General features: G+C 47.8%; 17 protein-coding genes. 3 read left to right on the top strand and 14 right to left on the bottom strand.

Annotated elements, in window-relative coordinates; all coding sequences use genetic code 11:
• Positions 1 to 8: 8 nt before the first annotated feature.
• The 10 genes from carB to ACZM6M_RS01495 all read right to left on the bottom strand — a co-directional run bounded on the left by carB (position 9) and on the right by ACZM6M_RS01495 (position 13,875).
• Positions 9 to 3,227, bottom strand: a complete 3,219-nt coding sequence (gene carB, locus ACZM6M_RS01540) for a carbamoyl-phosphate synthase large subunit (protein WP_337433711.1) — start codon at positions 3,225 to 3,227, stop codon at positions 9 to 11.
• A complete protein-coding gene (locus ACZM6M_RS01535) occupies positions 3,227 to 4,300 on the bottom strand; it encodes a carbamoyl phosphate synthase small subunit (RefSeq protein WP_066546429.1) in 1,074 nt (357 codons plus the stop codon). The genes carB and ACZM6M_RS01535 overlap by 1 nt, the downstream gene beginning before the upstream one ends.
• A gap of 256 nt (positions 4,301 to 4,556) precedes the next feature.
• On the bottom strand, positions 4,557 to 5,027 hold the full coding sequence (locus ACZM6M_RS01530; RefSeq protein WP_337433710.1) for a PTS sugar transporter subunit IIA: 471 nt from the start codon (positions 5,025 to 5,027) through the stop codon (positions 4,557 to 4,559).
• Positions 5,028 to 5,174: 147 nt separating this feature from the next.
• On the bottom strand, positions 5,175 to 6,425 hold the full coding sequence (locus ACZM6M_RS01525) for a peptidoglycan-binding protein (protein WP_417301095.1): 1,251 nt from the start codon (positions 6,423 to 6,425) through the stop codon (positions 5,175 to 5,177).
• A 100-nt stretch (positions 6,426 to 6,525) separates the two neighbouring features.
• Positions 6,526 to 7,104: a 5-formyltetrahydrofolate cyclo-ligase gene (locus ACZM6M_RS01520; protein ID WP_296035121.1), complete on the bottom strand. Its 579-nt coding sequence runs from the start codon at positions 7,102 to 7,104 to the stop codon at positions 6,526 to 6,528.
• A 129-nt stretch (positions 7,105 to 7,233) separates the two neighbouring features.
• Positions 7,234 to 9,249, bottom strand: a complete 2,016-nt coding sequence (locus ACZM6M_RS01515) for a heparinase II/III family protein (protein WP_066546412.1) — start codon at positions 9,247 to 9,249, stop codon at positions 7,234 to 7,236.
• Positions 9,250 to 9,289: 40 nt separating this feature from the next.
• On the bottom strand, positions 9,290 to 10,471 hold the full coding sequence (locus ACZM6M_RS01510; RefSeq protein ID WP_066546410.1) for a glycoside hydrolase family 88 protein: 1,182 nt from the start codon (positions 10,469 to 10,471) through the stop codon (positions 9,290 to 9,292).
• A 42-nt stretch (positions 10,472 to 10,513) separates the two neighbouring features.
• A complete protein-coding gene (locus ACZM6M_RS01505; protein ID WP_066546408.1) occupies positions 10,514 to 11,350 on the bottom strand; it encodes a carbohydrate ABC transporter permease in 837 nt (278 codons plus the stop codon).
• A 15-nt stretch (positions 11,351 to 11,365) separates the two neighbouring features.
• Positions 11,366 to 12,439 (bottom strand): carbohydrate ABC transporter permease, encoded by a 1,074-nt coding sequence (locus ACZM6M_RS01500; RefSeq protein ID WP_066550637.1) that lies wholly within the window; start codon positions 12,437 to 12,439, stop codon positions 11,366 to 11,368.
• Positions 12,440 to 12,522: 83 nt separating this feature from the next.
• Positions 12,523 to 13,875 (bottom strand): ABC transporter substrate-binding protein, encoded by a 1,353-nt coding sequence (locus ACZM6M_RS01495; protein ID WP_066546406.1) that lies wholly within the window; start codon positions 13,873 to 13,875, stop codon positions 12,523 to 12,525.
• Positions 13,876 to 14,141: 266 nt separating this feature from the next.
• Between ACZM6M_RS01495 and ACZM6M_RS01490 the strand changes: the two genes are divergently transcribed.
• Genes ACZM6M_RS01490 through ACZM6M_RS01480 form a run of 3 tightly spaced genes read left to right on the top strand, consistent with a single transcriptional unit; the run spans position 14,142 to position 19,448 of the window.
• On the top strand, positions 14,142 to 16,001 hold the full coding sequence (locus tag ACZM6M_RS01490) for a sensor histidine kinase (protein ID WP_417046164.1): 1,860 nt from the start codon (positions 14,142 to 14,144) through the stop codon (positions 15,999 to 16,001).
• Positions 15,998 to 17,626 (top strand): response regulator, encoded by a 1,629-nt coding sequence (locus tag ACZM6M_RS01485; protein ID WP_418494327.1) that lies wholly within the window; start codon positions 15,998 to 16,000, stop codon positions 17,624 to 17,626. Before ACZM6M_RS01490 ends, ACZM6M_RS01485 begins: the two co-directional genes overlap by 4 nt.
• A 4-nt stretch (positions 17,627 to 17,630) precedes the next feature.
• Positions 17,631 to 19,448, top strand: a complete 1,818-nt coding sequence (locus ACZM6M_RS01480) for a heparinase II/III domain-containing protein (protein ID WP_066546392.1) — start codon at positions 17,631 to 17,633, stop codon at positions 19,446 to 19,448.
• Positions 19,449 to 19,469: 21 nt separating this feature from the next.
• Here ACZM6M_RS01480 and lacZ read toward each other — a convergent pair whose 3' ends face one another.
• From lacZ to dapF, 4 genes are all read right to left on the bottom strand, one after another.
• Positions 19,470 to 22,553: a beta-galactosidase, LacZ type gene (gene lacZ, locus ACZM6M_RS01475; protein ID WP_417301098.1), complete on the bottom strand. Its 3,084-nt coding sequence runs from the start codon at positions 22,551 to 22,553 to the stop codon at positions 19,470 to 19,472.
• Positions 22,543 to 24,360, bottom strand: a complete 1,818-nt coding sequence (gene uidA, locus ACZM6M_RS01470; RefSeq protein ID WP_337433703.1) for a beta-glucuronidase — start codon at positions 24,358 to 24,360, stop codon at positions 22,543 to 22,545. The genes lacZ and uidA overlap by 11 nt, the downstream gene beginning before the upstream one ends.
• A gap of 144 nt (positions 24,361 to 24,504) precedes the next feature.
• A complete protein-coding gene (locus tag ACZM6M_RS01465; RefSeq protein ID WP_337932135.1) occupies positions 24,505 to 25,290 on the bottom strand; it encodes an N-acetylmuramoyl-L-alanine amidase in 786 nt (261 codons plus the stop codon).
• A gap of 223 nt (positions 25,291 to 25,513) precedes the next feature.
• Entirely contained in the window at positions 25,514 to 26,353 is an 840-nt protein-coding gene (gene dapF, locus ACZM6M_RS01460; protein WP_418926488.1) for a diaminopimelate epimerase, read from the bottom strand.
• Positions 26,354 to 26,360 lie beyond the last annotated feature (7 nt).

The following is a 26,360-nucleotide window of genomic DNA, read 5'->3' as shown; positions in this document are numbered from 1 at the left end:
TAAAAATTTTAAGCGTTCTTCACTGTTGCAATATCAATCAGTGTCAGATCCTTGGCCCGGTTCTCCAGACTGGTTACAAGTGCTCTTGCCGTATCCAGGGCAGTCAGGACATTTACGCCTGTCTCAATGGCATTGCGGCGGATGATAAAGCCGTCATGGCTGCGCTCTGCTCCCTGAGCCGGGATATCCACGATCAGGTCGATCTGATGGCCCAGTACAAGATCCAGGATGTTCGGAGATTCCTGCTCCAGCTTGCGGATCTCATATGCCTTTACTCCGTGGGCATTTAAGGTGCGGGCGGTGCCTCTGGTGGCGAAAATCTGATATCCCACTGCAATAAAGCGGCGTGCAATCTCTACAGCCTCTTCCTGCTCGCTCTCACGGATAGTCATGATCATCTTCTTATACTTAGGCAGGCGGATTCCTGCACCCTCAAATGCCTTATACAGAGCCTCGTTAAAGGTCTTTGCAATACCGAGGCACTCTCCGGTGGACTTCATCTCAGGTCCCAGGCTGATATCTGCGCCCCGGATCTTCTCAAAGGAGAATACAGGCATCTTGATGGCGATATAATCAGCTGCAGGCTGCAGGCCCGGCGTATAGCCCAGTTCTCTAATGGTATGTCCGCAGATGATCTGGGTTGCCAGAGGAACAATGGGGATACCTGTTACCTTACTGATATAAGGCACCGTACGGGAGGAACGTGGATTTACCTCGATGATATATACATCCTCGCCGTCTACAATAAACTGGATATTGATCATTCCCTTTACATGAAGGGCTCTTGCCAGCTTGGCTGTGTAGTCCACAATGGTTTCCACATTTTTCTCTGTAATATCCTGTGCCGGGTAAACAGAGATACTGTCGCCGGAATGGATACCGGTACGCTCTATATGCTGCATGATGCCGGGGATCAGGATGTCTGTACCGTCACAGATAGCGTCTACCTCAATCTCCTTACCCATGATATATTTGTCTACCAGGATCGGATGCTCCTGAGCAATCTGGTTGATGATGCCGATAAATTCATCAATATCCTCATCATTGATGGCAATCTGCATTCCCTGTCCGCCAAGCACATAGGAGGGACGGACCAGAACTGGATACCCCAGCTTATGAGCAGCCTCTTTTGCCTCCTCGGCAGTAAATACCGTATGGCCAGCAGGTCTCGGGATACCGCACTGCTCCAGGATGGCGTCAAAGCGTTCTCTATCCTCAGCCGCGTCTACATCCTCAGCCGCTGTTCCAAGGATCGGAACGCCCATTTTCATCAGGGCTTCTGTGAGCTTGATGGCTGTCTGTCCGCCAAACTGAACCACTGCTCCGTCTGGCTTTTCGATATCAACAATGCTCTCCACATCTTCCGGTGTCAGAGGCTCAAAATACAGCTTATCCGCAATATCAAAGTCCGTACTTACGGTTTCAGGGTTATTGTTGATGATGATGGTCTCATAGCCTTCTTTGCTGAACGCCCAGGTGCTGTGTACGGAACAGAAGTCGAACTCGATTCCCTGTCCGATACGGATGGGACCGGAACCTAAAACGAGAACCTTTTTTCTGCCCTCTGTTCTCTCTGCCTCATTGAAGCTTCCAAAGCAGGAATAGTAGTATGGAGTTTCTGCGGCAAACTCTGCGGCACAGGTATCTACCATCTTATAGGCAGCACGGATATTATTGTCATAGCGCAGCTTCTTGACAGCGCTCTGCTCCATCTTTGTTAGTCTGGCAATCACATTGTCAGGATACTCAATGCGCTTTGCCTCAGCAAGCAGCTCAGGAGTCAGCTCCTTCTTTCTTTCTCCTACTGCCTGAAGCTCCTTCTCCATCTCTACCAGGATCGCCAGCTTGTCAATAAACCAGAAGTCAATGCGGGTGATCTCATGGATCAGGCCGTATGGGAAGCCACGGCGCAGCGCCTCGGCAATTCGCCAGATCCGCATATCATCCACTTTATAGAGGTCATTTACCAGCTCCGTATAGGAAAGCTCTGTAAAATCATAGGACAGAAGGCAGTCTACATGCTGCTCCAGGGAGCGGATGGCCTTCATCAGGGCGCCCTCAAAGTTGGTGCAGATACTCATAACCTCGCCCGTTGCCTTCATCTGGGTTCCCAGAGCACGCTTAGCGCTGATAAACTTATCAAATGGAAGTCTCGGCATCTTTACTACGCAGTAGTCCAGCATAGGTTCAAAGCTTGCGTAGGTTTTCTTTGTAACGGCATTTTTGATCTCATCCAGAGTATAACCCAGAGCTATCTTTGCAGCCACCTTTGCGATGGGATATCCGGTCGCCTTGGAAGCCAGGGCAGAAGAACGGCTCACACGGGGATTTACCTCGATGACGCAGTATTCAAAGCTGTCGGGATTTAAGGCATACTGTACATTACAGCCGCCGGTGATCCCCAGCTCGCTGATGATGTTTAAAGCAGAGGTACGAAGCATCTGGTACTCCTTATCTCCCAGTGTCTGGGAAGGAGCCACAACGATACTGTCTCCGGTGTGTACGCCTACCGGGTCAATGTTTTCCATGTTGCAGACAGTAATCACATTTCCGGCTCCGTCGCGCATAACCTCATACTCGATTTCCTTCCAGCCTGCGATGCAGCGCTCTACCAGCACCTGTCCCACGCGGGAAAGGCGGAGGCCATTTTCAAGGATTTCCGCACATTGCTCCGGATTGTGGGCAATACCGCCGCCGGATCCGCCCAGGGTATAAGCCGGACGAAGCACTACCGGATAGCCGATCTTTGCTGCGATCTCAAGACCTGTCTTTACATCCTCCACGATATCAGAAGGAGCCACCGGCTCACCGATCTTTTCCATGGTTTCCTTAAACATCTCACGGTCCTCGGCCTTTTTGATGGTCAGGGCTGTAGTTCCGATCAGGCGCACATTGTGCTCTCTAAGGAAGCCTGCGTCTTCCAGCTCCATGGCAAGATTTAAGCCTGCCTGGCCACCCAGAGTAGGAAGAATACTGTCCGGCTGCTCCTTTAAGATTAACTGCTCTACCACCTCTACAGTCAGGGGTTCAATATATACCCGATCTGCAATATCCTTATCTGTCATAATAGTCGCGGGATTGGAGTTTAAGAGCACAACCTCAATGCCCTCTTCTTTTAAAGAGCGGCAGGCCTGTGTGCCTGCGTAGTCAAATTCAGCCGCCTGGCCGATTACGATAGGGCCGGAGCCCAGCACCAGAACTTTTTTGATCTCAGGATTCTTTGGCATCAGTCATTTACCTCCATCATTTTCAGGAAACGGTCGAACAGGTATCCGGAATCCAAGGGGCCTGGGCAGGCCTCCGGATGGTACTGCACGGTGAAAATGTTCTTTCCTGTGTATTTTAAGCCTTCGTTTGTTCCGTCATTGACATTGATAAATGCAGGTTCTGCGATTTCAGGGGAAATAGTTGCATTATCAACCGCATAGCCGTGATTCTGGGAAGAAATGTAAACTCGTCCTGTCTCCAAATCCTTCACCGGATGGTTTCCGCCTCTGTGGCCGTATTTTAACTTATAGGTGTCCATGCCGTTTGCAAGGGCCATGAGCTGATGTCCCAGACAGATGGCAAAAATCGGCACATTGGAGTCATAAAGTTTCTTTACTTCCTTAATAATAGCCGTATTTTCCTTTGGATCGCCGGGGCCGTTGGAAAGCATGATGCCATCCGGGTTTGCTGCCAGCACCTCCTCTGCCGGTGTGTCCGCCGGGTAAACCGTTACCTCACAGCCTCTCTCATTTAAGGAACGGGCAATATTTTTCTTTGCTCCAAAATCCATGAGAGCCACTTTTTTTCCGGTTCCGGGAAGAACGTATTTTTCCTTTGTGGTAGTCTTTAAAACAACACCTTCTACGGAGTAATTTCTGATCCGCTTTAAAACCTCAGAGTGGTCTGTATACTCTTTAGTCGTGATCATGCCGTTCATGGTTCCTTTTTCTCTCAAAAGCTTTGTAAGTGCTCTTGTATCAATGCCGCTGATACCTGGGATATCCTGCTCCTTTAAGAAATTCTGAATGGTGTCTTCGCTGCGGAAGTTACTTGGGATCCTGGATAATTCCCGGACAATGTAAGCGTCCGGCCATGCTCTCTCTGATTCCATGTCTTCACGGCAGATTCCGTAGTTTCCAATAAGTGGATAGGTCATAACTACTGCCTGGCCTGCGTAAGACGGGTCAGTGAGCACTTCCAGATAACCGGTCATAGAAGTGTTGAACACGATCTCACTGATCACTTCACGCTCTGCTCCAATGCTGGTGCCGGTGAACACAGTGCCGTCTTCCAATATAAGGTATGCTTTCATATGGGGGTACCTGTCCTTTCTTATGTGTGTTTGTTGGGGATTGGAAATGTGTTAAGCATCTCCAGGGACCGTATTTCTGCGTCAGCCCAAATTGTAAAGATTATACTTTATTTCATTTTATTTTTCAATGGCTTGGAATCCTAAATTTTTTTGTGGTAATCTAATCTTTTTTGGCATGAAACTTGCTTGTACAGATCAAGGCAGAAAAACAGGGCAGAACGCACTGTTTTAACGTCTCTGCCCTGTTTTGGATTTCTTATGAAAATTTCAGAATATTCTCCTCAGCCTTTGCAACGATTCCATCCTTTTTGTTCATAGTAAATGCGGCTCCGCTTGGGAAGATCACCGGAGTCACCAGAGATTTGCCCTTTGCCTTTACTGCCTCTAAATCTACCACTACCAGAGTCTGGCCCTGCTTTACCTTGGCGCCCTGCTCTACCTTTACGTCAAAGCCCTCGCCGTTTAACTCTACTGTATCCATACCGATATGGATCAGGCACTCTACCCCGTCCTTTCTTCTGAGGCCATATGCATGACCCGTTGGAAAAGCTGCCGTTACCTCTGCGTCAAAGGGTGCAACTACCTCGCCCTCTGTCAGATCAATGGCAAAGCCGTCTCCCATCATCTTGGAAGAAAATGCCGGATCTGCCACTGCTGTGATATCCATCAGTGTTCCTCCTGCCGGTGATACAAACTCCGATTTCTTTTTTCCAAATAAAAATCCCATATTGCTCCCTTTCCTGATCTCCTGCTCCAACGGATGCAGCGCACCCTGCAGGAATCATTTCCCTTTATTCGTTCCTTAACAGTATAACTCATTTTGGGAGGAATGGGTAGTTAATTTTTCCTAAATTCTTCACATGTTCAACTGTCCCTACACCAGCTCCGCCATTCTGGTAATTCCCACATAAATATGGGAAATCCGGTACCAGGTAGCAAAATCCACCGCTCCTGTCTGGGGAAGGCCGAAGATGCTCTGGAATTCCCGCACTGCAGCCGCAGTGCGGGGGCCGTAGATGCCGTCGGGCGCTACTCTGGGAATCGCTGTATAAACAGTGGCTATGGCGTCCAGCTGTTCCTGAAGCTGACGCACCTTGGAGCCGGAGCTTCCCTGACTTAGATCAGAACCGGGCCATGAGGCAGGAATGCCTGAAATCTGCTCGGCAGTATTGATATAAATAGAGTCTCCATAGAAATACCGTAAAATCTCTATAGGACTGTAGCCCTGCTTTCCCAGATCACAGGATCCCCATTGCGTCATCCAGCCTTCACAGCTGACCTGCCTTCCGTCGCAGTACTGGGTCAGAATCGGCTGACGGACGCCGGGACGGGACAGATAGGCGTCAAAAATTTCATCCACTACCTGAGAAATGCTCTGGAAAATATTTCTGCCGTAAATCCATTTATGGTCAAAAGCTGTAGATGAGGTGATGGTAAAATCATAGCCCTGATTTCTGTACCATTCAGTGTACACACGGTTTAAGGTAAAGGACATGATCGCCAGTACATTAGCGGTAATGGAGCTTTCCGGCCAGGTAGAGTAAATTTCACTGCAGGCTACATTTTTAATATAGTCCCGATAGGGAACGTAATAGTTTTTAGCGGTAGAGTCAGTAGGAACGCCATCATGAACCACTATGGTCTGGGGAATTACCACACGGCTTAATACGATTTCTCCGCTTTCATTGACCGGTTTGACCTCATCCTCCGCAATCTTGGGCGGATAATTACCGTAAAGGGTATGATCCGGAATCACTACCGGATCTTCGGGAGGCTGCTCCTGCGCCAAGGGTGTCATAGCCGCAGGCTGGATCGCATTGGAATCTGCTAAAATCTCTGTGCCGGAAATCGCCAGAGGCTCAAATCCCTCTGCGCGGACGATGAGATCATACTCTGAATAGGGCTGGATGATTCCTGGATTCAGGCTGTATTCCACCGGAGGCGCAGGAAGGGAGAGCTGTTCTGTCTGTCCGGAGGAATTGGTGCTTACTTCCTCCATCACCCGATCCGGCTCTCCCTTTGTGCTGATACTTATAGTTGCATTTTTAATTGGAAAGTTGTTCTGAATATTGACTACATTGACCTGTAAGAAACCTCTGGAATTTGTTTCCTGAGCTTTTACCATTTGAAACCTCAAAAAATCCTTGCTTACTTACAATATAAGCAAATTTTTCCTGATTATGACTTCAAATAAGAAAAACCGCTCTGTTTTTTCTGTCCTGTCCTCATTTCAACTCCAAGATTCCTTCTTCCCAGATGACGACATCCATTAAAAGATCATGGGCTTCCCAGGGGATTTCCGCCTCCATCAGACGCCCTCTGCAAAGCACGGCCCAAGGGCCGGGAACGGATCGCAGAAACCTATCGTAAAAACCGCCTCCATATCCCAGACGCCGGCCGTCCTCAGAGCAGGTCAGACACGGAACAAGTGCCAGCGAAATTTCTTCCGGCTCTATGATCTCGGCAGCTTTCTCCGGCTCCTCAATGCCATAGCTTCCGGGATACAATTCGCCAAGAGAACGGATCTGCCGTGCCTCCATGATCCCCTTTGAAATGCATTTTGGCACAGCCACCCGCTTTCCCTGATCCAAAGCAGCCTGAATCAGCGGTTTGGTATGAATCTCCCCGGCAGTTCCCACAAAGCAGAATATCGTTTCTGCCTTTTGAAAATATTTCCAGTTTAAAATCCATTCCCGGATACGCTTATCTGCCCAAAGGCAGTACTCCGGATCCAGATGAGCGTTTTTTTCTCTGATCTGTTTGCGCAGAATCTGTTTTTTGGTATTTATCTTCTGAGTTTCCATTGGCTGAAACCCCTTTTTATTTTTACGTGAATGTATGCCGGAAGCCCCCGCGTTATAACAGGATCTCCTTTATCCATTTATTTAGTTATTATATGGAAGAAATCCAGATGTGTCAATTCATCCGCCTTTTTAGTAACAAAGAACCGTTCCCCCCACGCTTCCCTCTGCTTTATCAAAGACAATTACATTTCCATATCCCATGCAGCCCGCTGCCTCCGTAAGATCTGTGGGGGAATTAACCTCCTGATGGCAGAGGATGACTACAAGCGTTCTGCTTCCGTCAACAATCTCCACAGCCTCAGCCATAGACGGCGGATAGGTGATTCCCTTAAGAACAGACGTTACCGGAACCAGGGATGCGTGAAGCTGTCTTTCCTTTCCCTTCTTTCCGCCTCCGATTACAGTAATCATGGACTGAAAGCCCTGTCCTTTCTTTTGCAGACAGAGGCGGTCTCTGGTTTCATACCGGTTATAATGGCGAGCGATCTTTCCCTGCTTCATTTCTCCTTCGCAGTCCGGGCTGATAAAGAGAAGCTTTACCTGTGCCTTTTCTCCTGTGAAGCAGGCACAGCCATTTTCATAAACTGCCTTTCCTGTCTCACTGAAATTCCAGAACTGCTCAAAGGTATGTTTTCCCTGTCCATAGAGCTCGTCTGCTATCACAAAAAGGCCGTCTTTTAAAGAAATCACTTTGCGGTTTACAAATACGCCCTTGTGCATATATCCCAGATTTCCGCCCTGAACCAGGCTGTATCCGTTTTTCTGCTTATACTGCTGCTTGACCGGCTGAGAAAGCTTAGAGCATTCCCAGGAATCCTTACACTGTGTAAAAAATTCGCCATCTACCGTAACTGTATTGTGCGCATCCGGATCTTTAAATTCAAATCTTCCCCGATCCATCACATAGGTATAACGGCCGGAATCGGTCAGGATATCCTCGCCTCCCAGAATAAGATCCACATGAAGCTTATCAGAATGTCCATGGCCTGCTCCCATGGTTCCGCAGTGAAAATGGAGCAGATCTCCGTCCTCATTCCAGGAACTCCGGATATAATAATTTCCGCTGTCCTCCAAAGCCGCTGATACAAAATCCGGTTTCCGGCATTCCATACGGCTGTATTCCGCTGCGCCGTTCACCCCTACATCCCAGAGACTTTCAAAATCCAGCTCCTTAAAACCTCCGAATTTCAGTACCGGATCTTTTAACAGGTAGGCTGCAATACTCATATAATCTCTTAAATCCATATCATCACTGTCACCCATGATGATCTGGCGGTGATCCGGCCTCATCCATGCCAGATTTGCATAAGCCATCCTTCTTACGGCGTCGCAGATCCGTTCTGAAACAGCAATCCCATTCCGTTTTGCCAAAAGGAGCACATCCTCATAGCAGTGAAAAACCTCGTTGTGATACATAGGAGATTGCTCCCACTGTACGCCGTCGTCAAAAATCTGCATTGCTGCCTCTGTTTCCAGACGTTCCAATGCAATAGAGGTAAAACGATCCCTTGTTTCCTGATCCGGCATCTGGATTCCGATCTCAAACAGGCCGTGGTTTTCCATCACTCCCCAGTTACTGATATAGCGGTAGGGCGAATGCATCTGTATAATATACTCCCCGTGCTCCCTGAGACAGCATTCAATCTTTTCCGCCCTTTCATCCGTCATTAAAGGACTGTCTTTAAAATACCGCAGCGCCTTAACCCAGTTTTCGCCCCGGATCCCCACCTCTAAAATCCGCCATGTAGTCTGCTCTGTTTCCGATGTGCGCTTTACATGGTCAATGAAATCCATAAGGAGACGGAAAAAATGATGCTCATATTTTGAGTCTCCTGTAAGCCAGTACGCCTGTCCCAGACAGATCAGAAAACGGTGCCTGTTAAACTGAAAGGTAAATTCCGGGTCATTTCCCGGGCGGTACTCCCAATCAATGGGGCGATCCTCCGGAAATGTCACTGGCTCCCAGGTACGCTCTAAGTCATGATCCAGATCAAACAGAAAATAATTCCTGCAGACCTCATCTGCCACCCGTATAATATGGGCGCAGTCCTCCGGATATCTTTCCCGGCAGACTGCAGCTGTTTTTTCAGGATCATCAAAGAAAAAGTATTCATTTCCTCTCTCAAAAAGTTTCTTTGCTGTCATCCTTATTCCTTTCCGGCCGTTTCATGCCGTATATGATATTTTACCAGTATACGTTCCAGTCCTTATACATCCTTGTCAGCGCTTCCATATAGAAGTAATCACCCCACAGGTTGCACTCATCCACTCCATAGTGGTTACAGGTATTGTAAGGCGAGTGATTAGAATAGGTGCTGTGAAGCACTAGGCCGTTGGAGCTGTCAAAATCCTTTACTGCATACTTTTCCGTTAAGGACTTCATAAATCTGGCTGCCAGAGAGCGGCACAGAGCGCCCTTTTCCGGCTCTACATACTTTGCCATTTCAAGCAGGCCGCAGGCTGCAATCGAAGCAGAGGAGGAATCTCTTGGCTGGTCATCCCCATCACCAAATTCCAGATCCCAAAAGGGAACCAGATCCTCAGGAAGATGCTCCAGATAGTAATTCGTCACGCCCTCAAAAACGGGTATATAGCTCTCCCTTTTCGTATATTTATAGCCAATAGCCGTCCCGTAGATCCCCCATGCCTGCCCTCTGGCCCAGGCGGATCCGTCCCGGTATCCCTGACAGGTAGCGCCGTGATCCGGCTCTCCTGTTTCACGGTTAAAGAAAAACGTATGCCAGGTAGAAAAATCCGGACGGATTACATTGGAAAGGGCCGTATGGATGTGACGCTCCGCAATCTCCTTATATCTGGGATCTCCCGTTTCCTGAGAAGCCCAGTAAAGAAGCGGCAGATTTAAAAGGCAGTCAATGATCAGCCTGTAATTATCCGGAGCATCAAGAGGCCCCCATGCCTGAATAAACTGGCCCTTTTCGTGAAAGCGTGTAATCAGCTCCTCAGCTGCTTTCAAAGCGGCTTCCCGTCCCACTCTGCTTCCCGTAAGCTTGTAGCCTGCCACGCAGGAAGGGGAATACATAAAGCCCAGATCATGTGTTTCCACATCCTGTTTTTCATTGATCCGCTTTAAAAAGCTCGCCATCTGGAGCTCGCCCGCCTTTTTTAAAGCCTCATTGCCCGTATGTTCATAGGCAAGCCATATTTCCCCGGTCCAAAATCCCGGCGTCCAGTCCACATTTTCAGTAGGCGCATAAAAACCGTTTTCGCTGTACGCCTTCTGGAAATGGTCTGTAAACTGATCCAGATTTCTTATTACCTGACTGCAGGCCGCATCCAGAGCCCGGCCTGCCTCTTCTTTTGTAAGCTCCGGCATTTTTTCCAGAGCATCCCATGATATCCAGCTCATAATCTGTTTCCTTCCTGCTTTATGCATTATTTTAATCCCGTATCATCCCTTTACGCCGGAAGCTGCTACGCCCTCAACAAAATATTTCTGCAGAGACAGGAATACTATCAGCACAGGGATCAGACTCAGCACAGAAGCAGCCATGATCAGACCGTATTCAGAACCAAACTGGCTGATAAACATACGCAGTCCCAGCTGCAGGGTCTTTTTTGACTCTGTCGTCAGATAGATCAATGGTCCCAGGAAATCATTCCATGTATTTACAAAGGTAAAGATCGTCAGGGTTGACAGAGCAGGCTTTGCAAGTGGAAGCATCACCCGGTACCAGATCCGATACTCGCTCATGCCGTCAATTCTGGCTGCCTCGCAAAGTTCTGTGGGAATCCCTTCATAAAACTGCTTCATCATAAATACGCCAAAGGCGGAAAATGCCTGCAGACAGATAATTGCCAGATGCGTATCTGCCAGTCCCATGGAACGCATCATCATAAACTGCGGAACCATGTAAACCTGCCAGGGAACAGCGATAGTTGCAATATACGCCAGAAATAAAACGTGCTTTCCCTTAAAATTCAGCTTTGAAAAGGCATATGCCGCAAAGCTACTTGTAAGAAGCTGTAAAAAGGTTACGATCAGCGTCAGCTTCACCGTATTAAGCACAAATTTAAGCAGCGGGATCCTGGTCCAGATATCTACATAATTCTGCCATCTGGGATTAGTTGGAATCCACTGGATCGGGAAAATAAATACGTCCTTATCCAGCTTAAAGGAAGCTGAAAGCATCCAGGCAAAAGGTACCAGCATCAGAAATGCCAGAACAATAAGCACAATATAGAGAGCCGCCCTCATCATCCTTGTTTTTGTATTTTTTATCTTCATTTGAGGCCTCCTCCTTTAATTTGCATATTTCTTTTCCCCACGGAACTGTACCAGGGTAATGGCAAGAACAATAAGGAACAGTACCATGGCTACAGCGCTTGCGTAACCCAGATTCCAGTTGCGGAAGGCTTCCTCGTAAATGTGGTATACCAGGACAATGGCAGACTCATTTAATACGCCCGTGCTTCCTCCTGCCAGCATATATACAATGTCATATACTTTAAAGCAGTTGATGGTAAGGATAATGGTAACAAAAAAGGTGGTCGGCTGAAGCTGGGGCCAGGTGATATAGCGGAATCTCTGCCATGTATTGGCTCCATCCAAGCTGCATGCTTCGTAAAGCTCTCCGTTGATCCCCTGTAAGCCTGCCAGATAGATCACCATGTAGTATCCCATATTTTTCCATACAGAGAACAGGATTACGGTGAACATAACCCAGTCCTTGTCTGCAGACCATTTTGGCAGCTCCTTCGCCGCAACGCCCAGATTATAAAGGATCATATTTACAGGACCGCTTTTGGCAGGGGAAAACAGCATATTCCACACAGCTGCTACTGCAACCAGAGAAGCTACATAGGGGAAAAAGCTTACCGTACGGAAGAAGTTGCGTCCTTTTACCTTCTGATTTAAAAGAACTGCCAGCCCAAGGGCTACTGCCAGAGTAAAGGGAACCGTAGCCACGCAGTATACAACTGTATTTTTAAGGGAAGCAAGGAAACGCTTGTTTCCCACCATCTGCATAAAATTGTCCAGGCCCACAAAATCCATCGGGTTATTGCCATCCCATTTGAAAAATGCCAGTATAAAAGCAAACAGCACAGGGCCCAGAGTAAAAACGGCAAAGCCGATAAAGTTAGGAGCGATAAAGGAGTACGCGATCAAATCCCGCTTTGTCTGACGGCTGAACCGCTCTCCTGTCTTTGCCTGACGTATTTTATCACGGATCTGATCCGCCTTTTTTGCCAGCTTTACCTTTTTTTTCATATCCGTTTCTTCATCTGCCTGCTTCAAAAGAGCTGCAAGCCGCGGCTCCAGAATATCCAGTTTTTCCCTGACCCTTGCAGGATCAACGGCTTTTGTCTTTCCCATATTCATCTACCTTTCTTTAAATGAGGCAGGCGGTAAATCCCGTCTGCCTCGTTTTCAGCTCTGTCTGTCCGTATATGTTTTTCTTATTCACCCAGAACTGCAGCTACACGTTCATTCATATCTGCAATTCCTTCTTCTACGGTCATGTTGCCTGCCATGATATTGTCATGAGCCTCATTTAATACAGTTTCTACCTCAGGGCTCTTTACATCAACCGGCATCTCCAGATACAGGTTCACTGTTTCAAGAGCAGCCTTACTGTTTTCATCTTCCGGGAACCCTTCTGTGGATGCGATCGTATTCATGGTTTCCTCTGTCATAATCGCCGGGAAGTTTCCGGTAGAAGCTAAAACTGCCGCTCCCTCTTCACCGCAGACAAACTTCATGAAATCCCATGCAGCTTCCTTATTCGGTGCGCTTGTAGGAATGCTTAAAGAAGTGATCTGGGCAGCGGTAGAACCTGCCTCTACGCCTTCCGGATGAGGGTACTTTACAATACCCCAGTTTGCACAGTCTATATACTCGCCGGATTTTACCTTATCGATCAGAGTAGAGATAAACCAGGTACCCATATTCATCATACCTACATTACCCTGGGAGAATGCGCCTGAATAATGAAGATTTGAGGTCTTTAAGGTTGCATAATCCTGACATACGCCATTTTCCTGCTCGTCTAAAATAATATCATAGTATGGCTTTAAATAATCATAATTGCCGTCCAGGATCGTGTGCTCTCCGTCAATCATGCCAAACATCTGAACCGTACTTCTCCAAACATGATAGTGAGATCCATATACCTCCTGTCCCGGCTCTGTATTTGTAAGCTTCTTTGCAATCTCATCATACTGCTCCAGGGTCATATCATTGGTGGGATACTCTACCCCTGCATTGTCAAATACATCCTTGTTGTAATATACAACCCAAAAATCACTCTTAAATGGCAGCTCATACATCTTTCCGTCTACTTTTACCTGATCGGTCAACCCCTTGTAGCCGCTGAGATCCACGCCATCCTTTTCAATATAAGGATCCAGAGGCTCTAACACTCCCTTATTTACCAGAGCCATATATCCCGGTACATCCTTAATGGAAACCACATCGAAATCTGCTCCGTTTCCGGTCAGCTGTGTCGTAAGAACCGTACTGTAATCAGAGCTTCCCAGATCTACCAGTTCTACCGTCACATCCGGGTGCGCCTTTTCATAGGCTTCTACCAGAGCTTTGTAGTATACGGTCAGGTCTTTATCCCACATAGCCCATTTTAAATGTGTTTTTCCATCTGCTGCCGCCTCTGTCTCCTCTGCCTTTGCTGCGGTTGTATCCGCTGCTGCCTCTGTCTCCTTGTTCTCTGTCTTTGCTGCTCCGCCCCCGCAGGCTGTAAGGCTACCCGCCATGGAAACTGCCAACGCTAAACTTACAATACGTTTTTTCATCATCTTCTCCTCCTTGATCCATCATATTTTTTGTTTATCCTGATGTTGTGCCTTTATTATACAGGCAGATTCCCTAAGACTGAATGTAAAAACAACCAAAAAAACTGTGATTTTTTCTGTAATTTTTCTCTTTTCCATTCTTCCCGTAAAAAAGCTGTACTTTTCTATGATTTGCAGTCTTTTCTTATAATTGTATTCATTTGACAAAAAATAGCTTTCCTATTATAGTATTTTATGGATAATACATACCAGAGGGGGGACTATTTTTCATGCTGCAATCCGTATTTCCAAAAACCATACGCGGAAAAATCATACTCTATACGGCTGCCGTAACCTGCTCCATTGCTGTATTTACGGTAACCATCTGTTCCTTTGTTTTTCAGTCCTTTCTCCAGAAAAATCAGATACAGACTTCCGAATACAGTCTTGAGGTTATCTGTAACAGTACAGCGGCCGATTTGGAAAATATCCTTTCCTTTTATAAATGGTGCTCCTTTAACACAGATATCGCCGCCTATCTGGACGGTTTTGAAAATCTGTCCCAGATGCCCTCGATCTCTTCCAAAAATTCCGGCCTACGCAGTGTGGCACTTCGTACCTATGACCGTCTGAAGGAAGAGTATTACAATACTCATTCTTCCTCCTACATAAACCGGGTTATCATATCTCCCTTAAACAGCTGCAATTATATGCAGATTTCTGATACCACCGCTGTGTCTTCCGCACATTCTTTATCTGACCTTACAGGCACGGATTGGTTTCAGACCATCCTTTCAGAAGATGGGATGGACAACAGCACCTTTATGGAGGATCCATTTCTTCCCGGAAGCGGTTTAATGGTCCTTCCAGCTGTCTCCGCCTTGTCCGGACGCTACAGCTCCCATCAGGCCGGCTGGATCTATATGTCGATCTCAGACCGGCTGATCCTTGACTACTTAAAATCTTTCCCCTTAAATCCGGATTCATTTCTCTGCCTTACCATCGGAGGCAGAACCTGGCTTTATGAAAATGACCGTTTAAAGTCCTGTGACTGGAAATTTGAGCCGGTAAAGGACTTAAGTGAAAATGCCTTTAACAGTGATACCTCCGTTTCGCTCTGCCGTCTTCCGGATGGATCCGAACGCGTACTGCTCTCCTGCCCCATTGGAAATTATGGCTGGAGCATCTCTCTGCTTTTATCCCAGAGCGCTATGAAGGCTCAGAGCACCCTTTATGCGGTCATTCTTTCCGGTATTGCTGTCTTCATCCTTTTCATCGGTCTCTTGCTTTTTGTACTGTTAAACCGTTCCATCGGACGTCCTGTAAAAAAACTGCAGCATCGGATCCAGGCCATTGCTGGAGGCGATTTTTCTCTGGATCCCTCCATACAGCGGGAGGATGAATTTGGAGCCATTGGTACCGGTATCAACCGTATGTCACAGGATCTGGCTGCTCTGATCCAGAAGCGGATACAGGACGAAAAGGAACGCAAGGATCTGGAATACCGGATTCTTCAAAGCCAGATTAACCCCCATTTTCTTTACAATACATTAAACTCCATCAAATGGATGGCTACCATCCAGGGCGCATCCGGTATCAGCGAGATGACTACGGCTCTGGCCCGGCTGTTAAAAAGCATTTCCAAGGGTTCCCATAATAGGATTACCTTGAGGGAAGAGCTGAATCTGGTGAAGGACTATTTTCTGATCCAGCAGTACCGTTACGGCGGCAGTATCTCTCTGGAATGTGAAATTTCGGAAGAAGCCCTCTATGACTGCCTGATCCACCGTTTTACCTTGCAGCCTCTCATAGAAAATGCTCTTTTCCACGGAATTGAACCAAAGGGCTGTGCAGGAAAAATCCGCATCAGCGCTAATCTGGACAGAGAAGCTGCCAGACAGCCCCGTCTGATCATATCGGTATGGGATAACGGGATCGGCATGGATGCGGAAACCATAAAACGAGTTCTTTCCGGCACCCAAAAGCCCACTGCGGACTTTTTCCGGCAGGTGGGAATCAACAATGTAAACCAGCGGATCCGCTACGACTGCGGCCCGGAATACGGTATTTCCATTGAAAGCGTACCGGGAGAATACACATGTATGCATATTACGCTGCCATACGAAACGGCACAGGGAGAGATATTATGATAAAATTACTGATTGTTGACGATGAACCTCTAGTTCAGATCGGAATAAAATCCATGCTCCGCTGGGATGAGCTTGGCATAGAGGTCTGCGGCACTGCCATGAACGGAAAAGCCGCTCTGGAAATGATCCGGCAGTACCGGCCTGATATCGTGATTACCGATATCAAAATGCCTGTTATGAACGGACTGGAGCTGGTCAAAATATGCAGAGATGAGTTTGGCCCCATCCCTCTATTCATCATCCTTACAAGCTTTGAAGAATTTTCTTTGATCAAAGAAGCTATGAGCTATCAGGCAGTCGACTATCTGATCAAGCTGGAGCTGGATCCCGGATCGCTTAAATCGTCCATTGAAAAGGCATCCGAACGTCTGGAGGAGCTCAAAGCCAAGGAATCCTTCCGTCAAAATCAGGGGCGCCCTACTCTTTTAAGCTACCATGATAAATTTTTCATGCGTCTTCTTCATAACCTTTTTGAAAACAGGGATCAGTTTTCCATTCAGTCCAGGGATCTGGGACTGGATTTTTCTGCCAGACAGTATCTGGCCTGTCACGGCGAGCTGCTAAGCTGTGTTTCCGAGTCTCTGGATCCGGAAGGCCAGATAAACCTTTATTCCAGCAGCCTGCAGATGATGCGGGAAATCCTTACAAAATATGCGGGCTGTTATGCGATCGCCCTGGATAAAACACGTTTTGCCCTGATCTTTCATTTCCCCGATGAACAGCCGGAAATGGAAACCGTGCTGGAAGCGCTCAATAACGGCCGTTCCATGATCCGTAATTATTTTAATGTTGAACTAAGCGCCGGGATCGGAGAACCGGTGGATGATCCCTTAAAGATCAGCATTTCTTATCAGGAGGCCAGACAGGCCTTTAATCTCTGCTCTCCTGACGCCCCATTTGTACCTTTTACCCAGACTGCCTCTTCTTCCATAAGAGATTCCTTTAATCTGGCTGTTTTTAAAGAAGATCTGACCAGGGCCTTTGAAGAGTTTGATACAGACGCCCTGTATGACACCCTGACCGTGATCTCTCAGCTCTTTGCAGCGAATCCTCAAAAGCTGCTCCAGACTATGGACGGAGCCTGCAGCATTTTATATCTGGCTCTCTCTCTTCTTCCGGAAGGTGAGGAAATACTAAGCGGCATCTTTTCTGCCAGTCCTGACGGCTACCGCTCTATTTACCGGATGAAGGATGTGTTCCAGATTGTCCGGTGGTTAGAGCAGCTCAGAGATGGACTCTGCGAAGCGTTAAAAACCCGCCGAAAGACCTATAAAGACCATGTGATCTTAAATGTGCAGAAATATATTTTAAACCACATTGAGGAGCATCTTTCTCTTAATGAAATCGCCGCGGTCTTTGGGCTGAGTCCTAATTACCTGAGCACTCTTTTCAAAAAGACCTGCTCCATGGGTTTTTCCGAATATATCACCCAGCGCAAGATCTCCCGGGCCAAACCCCTGCTTTTAGAACAGGATTTAAAGATCTATGAGGTGGCTGACCGCCTCGGCTTTGAAAGCGCCTTTTACTTTAGCAAGGTATTTAAAAAGGTAGAAGGAATCTCTCCCAGAGAGTTTGTCCAGGCTCATATGAACGAACCAAACACCCACATCATTTTGGAGGAATAACACTATGTTTTATGAAATTGCCGCTTCACCCAAGCTGCCACTTACCCCCTTTATCCCCTTTTCCCCTGCACGCTGCCGGGAATTTTGGGAGGCTCTTCCTTCTTCCCTTAAAAACAGGGCCGTGGAAGACGCAAAGGCCCTCTGTCCGGTAGTATGGCCTCAAATCCTGGCCTGTGACTTTTTAGAATACACCCGTTCTGGAAACAGGATCCGGTTTGAGGATAAGCAGTTTGCCCGCCGGACTGCCCTCGGAACCCTGGTTCTGGCAGAAGCATGTGACTATAAGGGAACTTTTCTGGATGATATCATAAACGGAATTTATCTTATCTGCGAAGAAACTGCATGGCAGCTTCCCCCCCATAATTCCTACATCCGTGATACGCCTTCCCTTCCTCTGCCTGATCCCTCACGTCCTGTCATCGATCTTTTTGCTGCTGAAACAGGGGCCGTGCTGGCTGTAGCTGTATGGCTTTTGAGGGATGAACTTCGCGCCGTAAGTCCCCTGATTGAAAAACAAGTGGTACGCTGTCTGAAGGAACGCATCCTTGAGCCTTATTTAAAGGAGCATTTCTGGTGGATGGGCGATGGGGTAAGCCCTATGAACAACTGGACTATCTGGTGTACCCAGAATGTGCTTATGACAGCAGCTCTGTGGGAAGAGGATGAAGAAATCAGTCGGGCCATTCTTCAAAAAGCGGCCAAAAGCGCTGATTTTTTCCTTGCCGAATACGGAGACGACGGCTGCTGTGATGAAGGGCCTCAATATTACCGTCATGCAGGCCTCTGCCTCTTTAACACCATAGAAATCATGAACGGTATGACGGATCATTCCTTTTCCTCCCTTTACCGCGAACCCAAAATCTGCAATATAGCCGCCTACCTCTCCAACGTCCATGCCTGCGGACCCTACTACATCAATTTTTCAGACTGTGCCGCTGTCGCAGGCCTGTGCAGTGCCAGAGAATACCTCTTCGGAAAGCGCACCGAACAGAAGGAACTGATGGAACTGGCTGCTGGCGACTGCCGCATAACACAGGATCCCCTTTTAACGCAGGAGCATAATCTTTTTTACCGGATTCAAAATCTTTTTGCACTGCCTGAAATCCTTTCTATCCCTCAGGGCTGTAATACAGAAAAAAAAGATATTTTCTATCCCAGTACCGGCCTTTTTATTGCAAGAGACAGCCGTTTCTGTCTGGCTGTAAAAGCCGGGGATAATGATGACAGCCACAATCACAATGATACGGGAAGCTTCACCATTTATAAAGACGGAAAGCCGCTCTTTGCTGATATCGGAGTGGAAACCTATCAGGCCAAAACTTTCTCACCACAGCGATATGAAATCTGGACCATGCAGTCTGCTTACCATAACCTCCCCTCCTTTATCACCGCAGACGGCCATGAACAAATGGAACACAACGGTCCGGATTTTAAAGCGGAACATGTAGACTGGGGCTTTGAAGCACAGGAAGCCCATATTTCAATGGAGCTGAAAAACGCATACCCCAAGGGTTGTATCACCTCCTTTAAACGCAGCGTTGTGTTTAAACGCAGCCAGGAAATCCTTATTACCGATCAGGTCTGCTGTCCGGGGCTTACTCCTGTCCTGAACCTTATAACCGCAGAAAAACCTCTGTATAAAGAAAGCTGTCTGATCCTGGGAACTCTGGCCGTCTGCAAGATAACAGGAGCTTTGACGGATGTTTCTGTGGAATGTCTCCCCATTACAGATCCGCGGCTGAAACTGAGCTGGAAAAATGACCTATGGAGAACCCGCATCACATTTAACCCCAAAAAAGAACTGGCGCTTCGGATCATATGATCCTGAGCGCCAGCTCTTTTTTTATTCCTCATGATTACTGATAAAACCCATAGAAAACTCAAATATAATATCCCTGTCTCCCGGTATCTCATATTCCGGATATACCGGAGCTCCCCAGCTGTCATTTCCTCCCACGCCTCTTATGGCTCCTGCGATCACTGCCCAGGTATGGCTCTGTGCGGGCAGCTCTTCCCTGTGGAGAGCCGTTTCGAGCTCTATGGGACTGTATGGAAGCAGGCTGAAGTGAAACGGCTTTTTCTCCGCCTCAAACAAAAGTTTCTCTCCGTCTTTTGTTTCCAGAACCAACCTCCGGGTATCCATATGCATCCCGCATTCCTGAGGCTTTAAATACCGAGCAAGCTGCTCTTTTTTTGTGCTTTCGTAAACTCCCAGCCCTGCTCCGGCCCTGCGGTCAGGATAATTCTCCCACGGCCCTCTTCCATACCAGGAAAAACGGCTGACCTGCTCTGGAAGCTCAAAGGCCAGTCCAAATACAGGCAGGGACGGATATCCCTTCTTTCCATGGAAGTGCGCTCTCACCCCAAGCATACCGTCCTTTCGCATCCTGTATGTAACAGTAGTATCCTCCCATGTAAATGTAAGCTCTGCTTCCTTGTCTGTTTCTCTGATCTCTGCCTTTCCTTTGCAAATTTCCGGAAATAATGTCTTTGCCAGCCACAGCCTGCTTTCCTTTGCAAAACCGTTTCCCCGGTCATTGTCTGTAGACGCCCTCCAGTATACAGGCACAGGAGGACGGATCATCCACTGTATGCCATCCTTTCTCTTTAAAGATACCAGACCGCCGTCTTGATAGGAAAACATAAGCTGCATCTCTCCCAGAATAACGCCCAGGTTTACATCGCCGTCAATCATTCGGGCCGGAATGAACCGTTTTCTTTCCATTTTCCAGTTTCCTGGAAGAACTGCTTCCGAAAAAGCAAGTTCATATCCTTTTTCTGCCCACAGCGTATCCTTTTCCAAATGGACGCTTACTCTTAGGATATATTCCTTTCCATCTTCCAACGCGGTATCGTTTGTAAAGCCTGTCTCATCAAAGGAATATACGGCGCACGTTCCCGGAGCAGCCTGTGCCTTAAACGGAAATGTTTTCCATTTTTTTCCATTTCTTAACACTGTCAGCACAAACGCAAGACCCGAAAGGTCTGAAAAAAGCTGCCGGTTCTCAATCTGTATCTGCCGTCTCTCCGGAGAAATCTTCAAACGCACCGCAGCATACTGAGCCTTTACCTCAGCAGCCTTTGGAGATATGGAACGATCCGGATACAAAATTCCGTTTCCGCAGAACTGCCAGTCTGTGGGACGGTCTCCAAAATCACCGCCGTATGCCGGATATTCCTTCCCGTCTTTTCCCTGTCTGGCAACCGCCTGATCGATCATATCCCAGATAAAGCCTCCCTGATAGGCAGGATATTCATATTCCAACGCCATATACCGGTCCATGCCTCCCAGGGAATTTCCCATGGCATGCATATATTCACACATAATAAAAGGCTTTTTCGTGTTATTTTCCAGAAATTCCCTTACACGTTCCGGAGGCGTATACATCTGGCTTTCCATGTCACTGATATCCTCAAATTCCCGGTTCCAGAAAACGCCCTCATAATGGATTAGACGCCCCGGATCTCTCTCCTTAAACCAGCGGCTCATCGCACGGATATCCTCTCCGGCATAGGACTCATTTCCGCAGGACCAGATCAGCACAGACGGATGATTCTTATCCCGTTCCGCCATAGACTTTCCACGGTCTGTTACACAGGCTTTCCACTGTGGCAGGCTTCCCGGTACATTCCATGACGGCTCACAGGCTCCCATTTTCTGCCATGAACCATGACTTTCCAGATTTGCCTCATCCATAACATAAATACCATAACGGTCGCAGAGCTCATACCACAGGGACTGATTGGGGTAGTGGCAGGTACGGACGGCGTTGATATTATGCTGCTTTAAAAAACGAATATCATAAAGCATATCATCGGCTGTGACAGCCCTTCCCCTGTGCCAGTCAAATTCATGGCGGTTTATGCCGTGAAAAACAATGGGGCATCCGTTTAAGCACATCTGCCCGTTCTTCAGCTCAAAGCTTCGGAATCCAACTGGCTGCAAAAAAGACTCCTTACAGCCATCTTCTCCCCACAGTTCTATATGAAGCAGATATCGGAAGGGATCTTCTGCGCTCCATGGATGTACATTGGGGATTTTTCCCAGTGATACGGCGCAGCTTTTTTCCATCCTTCCTTTTAAAGCCCCTGTTTTTATGATCCGGCCTGCATCCTCCAGCGCAAGCCTTATCTCATAGCTGTATCCGTTTGGATTTTCCATGGTAAATTCTACATCCAGAAAGCCATCTCTGTAATCATCCGTCAGATACGCCTTTATAAACAGATCCTCCACATGGATTTCCGGTATACAGTAAAGATATACCGACCGGAAAATCCCTGTAAAACGGAAGAAATCCTGATCCTCAATCCAGCTGGCACTGCTACGCTTGTAAACGCGCACCTCCAGCCGGTTTACGCCAGGATGAAGAACTCCCGTAAGCTCATACTCCGACGGTGTAAAACCGTCCTCGCCATACCCTGCAAACTGACCGTTACACCACACATAAAAGGCTGTTTCCACTCCCAGGAACGACACAAACACCCGTTTTTCCAGAAAATCTTTCTCCTGATCTGTGATAATAAATTCCCTTACATAGCTCCCGGCCGGAGCATTCTCCCAGTCAATGGCCGGAGGACGGATCTCTGACCTTCCATCCCATGGATACATGGTATTGACATAATGGCAGTTGTCATACCCCTGAAGCTGGACATGGCCGGGAACCTGGATCGTTCCCCAGTCCTTTTCCTCAAAAGCAGCTTTATAAAAAGCAACTCCGTCTGAATCCTCCGTTCCCCTGAGCGCATATTCCGGTGGCTGCTCCTCCCAGCAGAAATCCCAGACACCATCCAGAAGCATAAAACCGATTCCCTCTGATCCTGCCTCCTGAAAAAAAGGATATACATGATCTGAATGAGCATTGTTCCGGTTCACCTCAAAAACCTCCGGATTATCCAGCCAGGAAATCCTTGGATTTCTACTTTTCATCCGTATTTCCTCCTGCTTTATACTCAAAATTGGGAATGTTCTCCCAACGCTTTCTGAAATAGTGTGCTGCCAGCTTTGGCCGTCTTTCTCTTGTAAACAGGCCCTTCTTATTGCCGTCCACTCTCATGCAACCCTGAAATGCCGCAAAGTCCGCAAAATTCCAGACCTGCTCTCCCATAAAGAAAGACCTTTTATCAAATTCCTCATTCTGCCGCCTGTAATATTCCATCTGATATTCTTCACTGAACATTTCCGGTACACACTGATGGATGCCCGCCACAGCGTCTGCCCCATACTCTGTAATCATCACAGGTTTTCCTATTTTTTCCCAGAAGTCCAGTTCCATGTTCAGAGCATAGCAGGCTGCATCCAGATCTCCCGACAAGTTATACCATCCGTAATACCGGTTGATGCATACTACATCCATCGTTCGGGTCACAAGATCCTTTTCATAATTATTCTGGCAGCAGACAAAGGTCACTGGACGGTCCTGCGGATCCAGGGTGTGCGTATACTCATACAGGCTGTGCCAGTATTCATAGGCTGATTCCGGAAAATGCTCTGTATCCGGCTCATTTCCCATAGACCACATTACCACGCAGGGATGATTTTTATCCCTCTCGATCATATCACGGAGCACAGCCTCGTGATGCTCCCTGATAGGAAATGTCTGATAAGGATCGCAGTGCTCGCCAGCTCCGATTCCTACAGCCGGCGTTTCATCAATGATCACAATTCCCCCTCTGTCACAGAGCTGATACATCTCCTCCGCATAGGGATAATGGCTAGTGCGGAAGGAATTGGCATGAAGCCAGTGGATCAGGTTCACATCCTTTACATCCAGGCACAGATCCAGCCCCCTTCCATGAAATGGGGAATCCTCATGCTTTCCAAAGCCTTTAAAATAAAATGGCTTTCCATTAATCAGGAACTGGGTTCCTTCTACCTTCACTGTACGGATGCCAAAGGTTTCCTCATAGATATCTTCTCCAAAGGTAAATACAGCCCGGTACAGATAAGGCGTTCCCGGCCAGGGCCACCACAATCTGGCATCAGGTATGGTAATGGTTCCAGAAGCTCCCTCTGCCTCTGCTACCTTATTCCCCTCCACATCAAAAATTTCCACATGAACGGCGCCTTCTCCCTCTGTCTCAGCCTCATATTGAAGAATCCCATCGGTGTCGTCTATGTCCGGTATCAGGGTCAGACCGCAGATGCGGGAAACAGGTGTTGTATACAGCCGTACCGGACGGTTGATTCCTGCATAGTTAAAAAAGTCAAAATTGGGAAGATTGCCCTGTTTTCGCCATACCTTGGCTGCTTCAACCGAAGGCACACCTGGATTATCGGAGCCAAAAAAAGCGGTTCCGCCTTCATTTCCCACTGGAAGCGTGCTGTGGCTGATCCGGTTGTCCGCCGCAACGGTAAGCAGCAGCGTTTCTCCCGGAACCACAAGCTCCGTAAGCTCCAGCTCAAAAGGAAGAAATCCTCCCTTATGTTCCATTACAAAGGTTCCGTTTATATAGATCCTTGCCCTGTGTGTCACGGCATCAAAACGCAGAAACAGCCTCTGCCCCTTAAAAAAGGCAGGAACCGTGACCTCTCTTTCATACCAGGCCCATCCATAGTGATTCTTATAAGCCGGATCGTCCTTCTGATCATTATAGGATGCAGGGACAGCAATCCGTTCCCCTCCTGCAAGACGCTCACAGTTATCCCCCGGCGTCTCATAATCTCCAAGCTTAAATTCCCACAGGCCGGAAAGATCCATCACGGTCCTTGCTCTGTTCATCTTCGGATATAACATATCACTCTTCTCCTTCCTCTATACCGCCATACGCAAATCCCACTGCCACCAAAAGGCACAAAAAGGTGTTTGCTCTTATAGCATCATTATACAGGAAGAATTTCTCACATTACATATACTTTATCTCAAATAATCTGCAATCTTTTACACTTCCTCTTCCCTCACCAGCATGGTAGGATATCCGGCCTGTCTTACTCTCTGCTCCATCCGGACTCCATTGTCCATCTGCAAAAAAGCGCCGACCCGCACCTTATAAAGCCCGTCATCATATACAAGAAAAGCCGGAAATCCCTTGGCTGCAAGCTCCCTTACCAGAAACTCTGCCCGCGGCCGTTCCCTGTATGCTCCCACCTGAACCTGATAGTACCGCTTCTCTTCCGTCTCTTTCTTCAGCTGGGAAAAGGTGGTCAATATCCCGTCTGCAATCCCCTGGGCGATCTGATCAAATTGTTCATCAAAAATCCTGTTGTCCTCCGGGTGATCTAAAAATCCCGCCTCCACCAGCACAGCCGGCATCTTAGTCCGCCTGAGCACAATGATTCCGGGACGTTCCTGAACTCCCAGATCGTCAAATCCGGCTTTCACAAGATTTTTCTGGATATTTTCTGCCATCAATGCTCCCGGACCGGTATTTTCGTATACCAGGTTCAATGCTCCCTTTCCGGTTCCCGGAACAGGCATGGCATTCCGGTGAATGGATACGAAAAAATCAGCTCCCGATCCATTCGCAATCATGGCTTTTTCCAGAGGCGTGTCATATACGTCCGTGGTACGGGTATACATCACACGAATCCCATTATTTTCCAGTATCTCGCCTACAGCCAATGCCAGACGGAGCGTATCATCCTTCTCTTTGCGCCCCTCAAACATGGCTCCCGGCTCTGCCCCGCCGTGTCCGGCGTCTATGATCACACTTTTTTGCTGTTCCATAAGCAGCTCCTTTTACATACTTCATTTCCTTATACCATATGTAAAAATGAGACGGATGTTTCCTTGGCGCCGGCGGATAAACGGCCAGGATACCGTCTATATCTGATATGCGTGATCCACATCCACACCTCTTGGCCCAAGATGAGTAGAAAATACAATCTGGGGACTGGGCTTTCCAAGCTTCTGAAACTGTCCGATAAAGCCGTCCAGTTCCATCGTACTCTTAAAGGCTGCCTTCTTCCCCGTCCTCCCACAAAGGCTCTATGGCTCCGTTAAACACCTCCACTGCAGGCCCTGTCATAAACAGATGGCCGCTTTCCCGATCCAGACGGATCCTTAAATCGCCGCCCTTAAGGCTTACAAGCACCTCATCCTCTGTTAATCCCAGCAAAATAGCTGCCATGGCGCTGGCCGTAGCTCCTGTGCCGCAGGCCCAGGTTTCTCCGCTGCCTCTCTCCCATACCCGCATCTGGATATGTGTACGGTCGATCACGCGGATAAACTCTGAATTTACACGATCCGGCACAAAACGCTCATGGAACTCAAAGGACGGTCCCATCTTCTCCAGATCCAGGCTGTCTATTTCATCCATAAAATACACTGCATGGGGATTTCCTACATCAATTCCCGTAAACTCCCATTGTTTTCCATCTACCAAAATCGTTTCCGGAAGCTGGGAAGTGAGAACTGCCTCTCCCATGTCAACAGTGAGCATCACTGCCCTGCCGTTTTCGACCTCCAGTTTTAACTCCTTAATCCCAGCCGGAGTCTCTACGGTCAGGCTTCTCCGATCCGGGGAAATAATCCCATGGTCATAGGCATACTTTCCCACACAGCGGATGCCGTTTCCGCACATTTTCCCCTGTGAACCGTCTGTATTGTACATTTCCATACGGCAGTCTGCCACATCAGAAGGGCTGATCAGGATCAGGCCGTCTGAACCGATGCCAAACCTCCGATCGCTGATAAAGCGGGCTGCTGCACTTGGATTTTTTACGTTCTCCTTAAAACAGTCTACATATACATAGTCATTTCCAATTCCCTGCATTTTTACAAAATTCATGGTTCTA

This window comes from Enterocloster sp., assembly GCF_057861365.1.
This window is presented reverse-complemented; position numbering and strand designations above follow the sequence as displayed.

Excerpts from the sequence above, each read along its gene's own strand:
- ACZM6M_RS01535 (WP_066546429.1), bottom strand. The coding sequence starts at position 4,300 with ATGAAAGCATACCTTATATTGGAAGACGGCACTGTGTTCACCGGCACC.
- ACZM6M_RS01480 (WP_066546392.1), top strand. The coding sequence starts at position 17,631 with ATGTTTTATGAAATTGCCGCTTCACCCAAGCTGCCACTTACCCCCTTT.
- ACZM6M_RS01505 (WP_066546408.1), bottom strand. The coding sequence starts at position 11,350 with ATGAAGATAAAAAATACAAAAACAAGGATGATGAGGGCGGCTCTCTAT.
- uidA (WP_337433703.1), bottom strand. The coding sequence starts at position 24,360 with ATGTTATATCCGAAGATGAACAGAGCAAGGACCGTGATGGATCTTTCC.
- ACZM6M_RS01500 (WP_066550637.1), bottom strand. The coding sequence starts at position 12,439 with ATGGGAAAGACAAAAGCCGTTGATCCTGCAAGGGTCAGGGAAAAACTG.
- ACZM6M_RS01515 (WP_066546412.1), bottom strand. The coding sequence starts at position 9,249 with ATGACAGCAAAGAAACTTTTTGAGAGAGGAAATGAATACTTTTTCTTT.
- ACZM6M_RS01530 (WP_337433710.1), bottom strand. The coding sequence starts at position 5,027 with ATGGGATTTTTATTTGGAAAAAAGAAATCGGAGTTTGTATCACCGGCA.
- ACZM6M_RS01485 (WP_418494327.1), top strand. The coding sequence starts at position 15,998 with ATGATAAAATTACTGATTGTTGACGATGAACCTCTAGTTCAGATCGGA.
- ACZM6M_RS01520 (WP_296035121.1), bottom strand. The coding sequence starts at position 7,104 with ATGGAAACTCAGAAGATAAATACCAAAAAACAGATTCTGCGCAAACAG.
- ACZM6M_RS01525 (WP_417301095.1), bottom strand. The coding sequence starts at position 6,425 with ATGGTAAAAGCTCAGGAAACAAATTCCAGAGGTTTCTTACAGGTCAAT.
- carB (WP_337433711.1), bottom strand. The coding sequence starts at position 3,227 with ATGCCAAAGAATCCTGAGATCAAAAAAGTTCTGGTGCTGGGCTCCGGC.
- ACZM6M_RS01510 (WP_066546410.1), bottom strand. The coding sequence starts at position 10,471 with ATGAGCTGGATATCATGGGATGCTCTGGAAAAAATGCCGGAGCTTACA.
- ACZM6M_RS01495 (WP_066546406.1), bottom strand. The coding sequence starts at position 13,875 with ATGATGAAAAAACGTATTGTAAGTTTAGCGTTGGCAGTTTCCATGGCG.
- lacZ (WP_417301098.1), bottom strand. The coding sequence starts at position 22,553 with ATGAAAAGTAGAAATCCAAGGATTTCCTGGCTGGATAATCCGGAGGTT.
- ACZM6M_RS01490 (WP_417046164.1), top strand. The coding sequence starts at position 14,142 with ATGCTGCAATCCGTATTTCCAAAAACCATACGCGGAAAAATCATACTC.
- ACZM6M_RS01465 (WP_337932135.1), bottom strand. The coding sequence starts at position 25,290 with ATGGAACAGCAAAAAAGTGTGATCATAGACGCCGGACACGGCGGGGCA.
- dapF (WP_418926488.1), bottom strand. The coding sequence starts at position 26,353 with ATGAATTTTGTAAAAATGCAGGGAATTGGAAATGACTATGTATATGTA.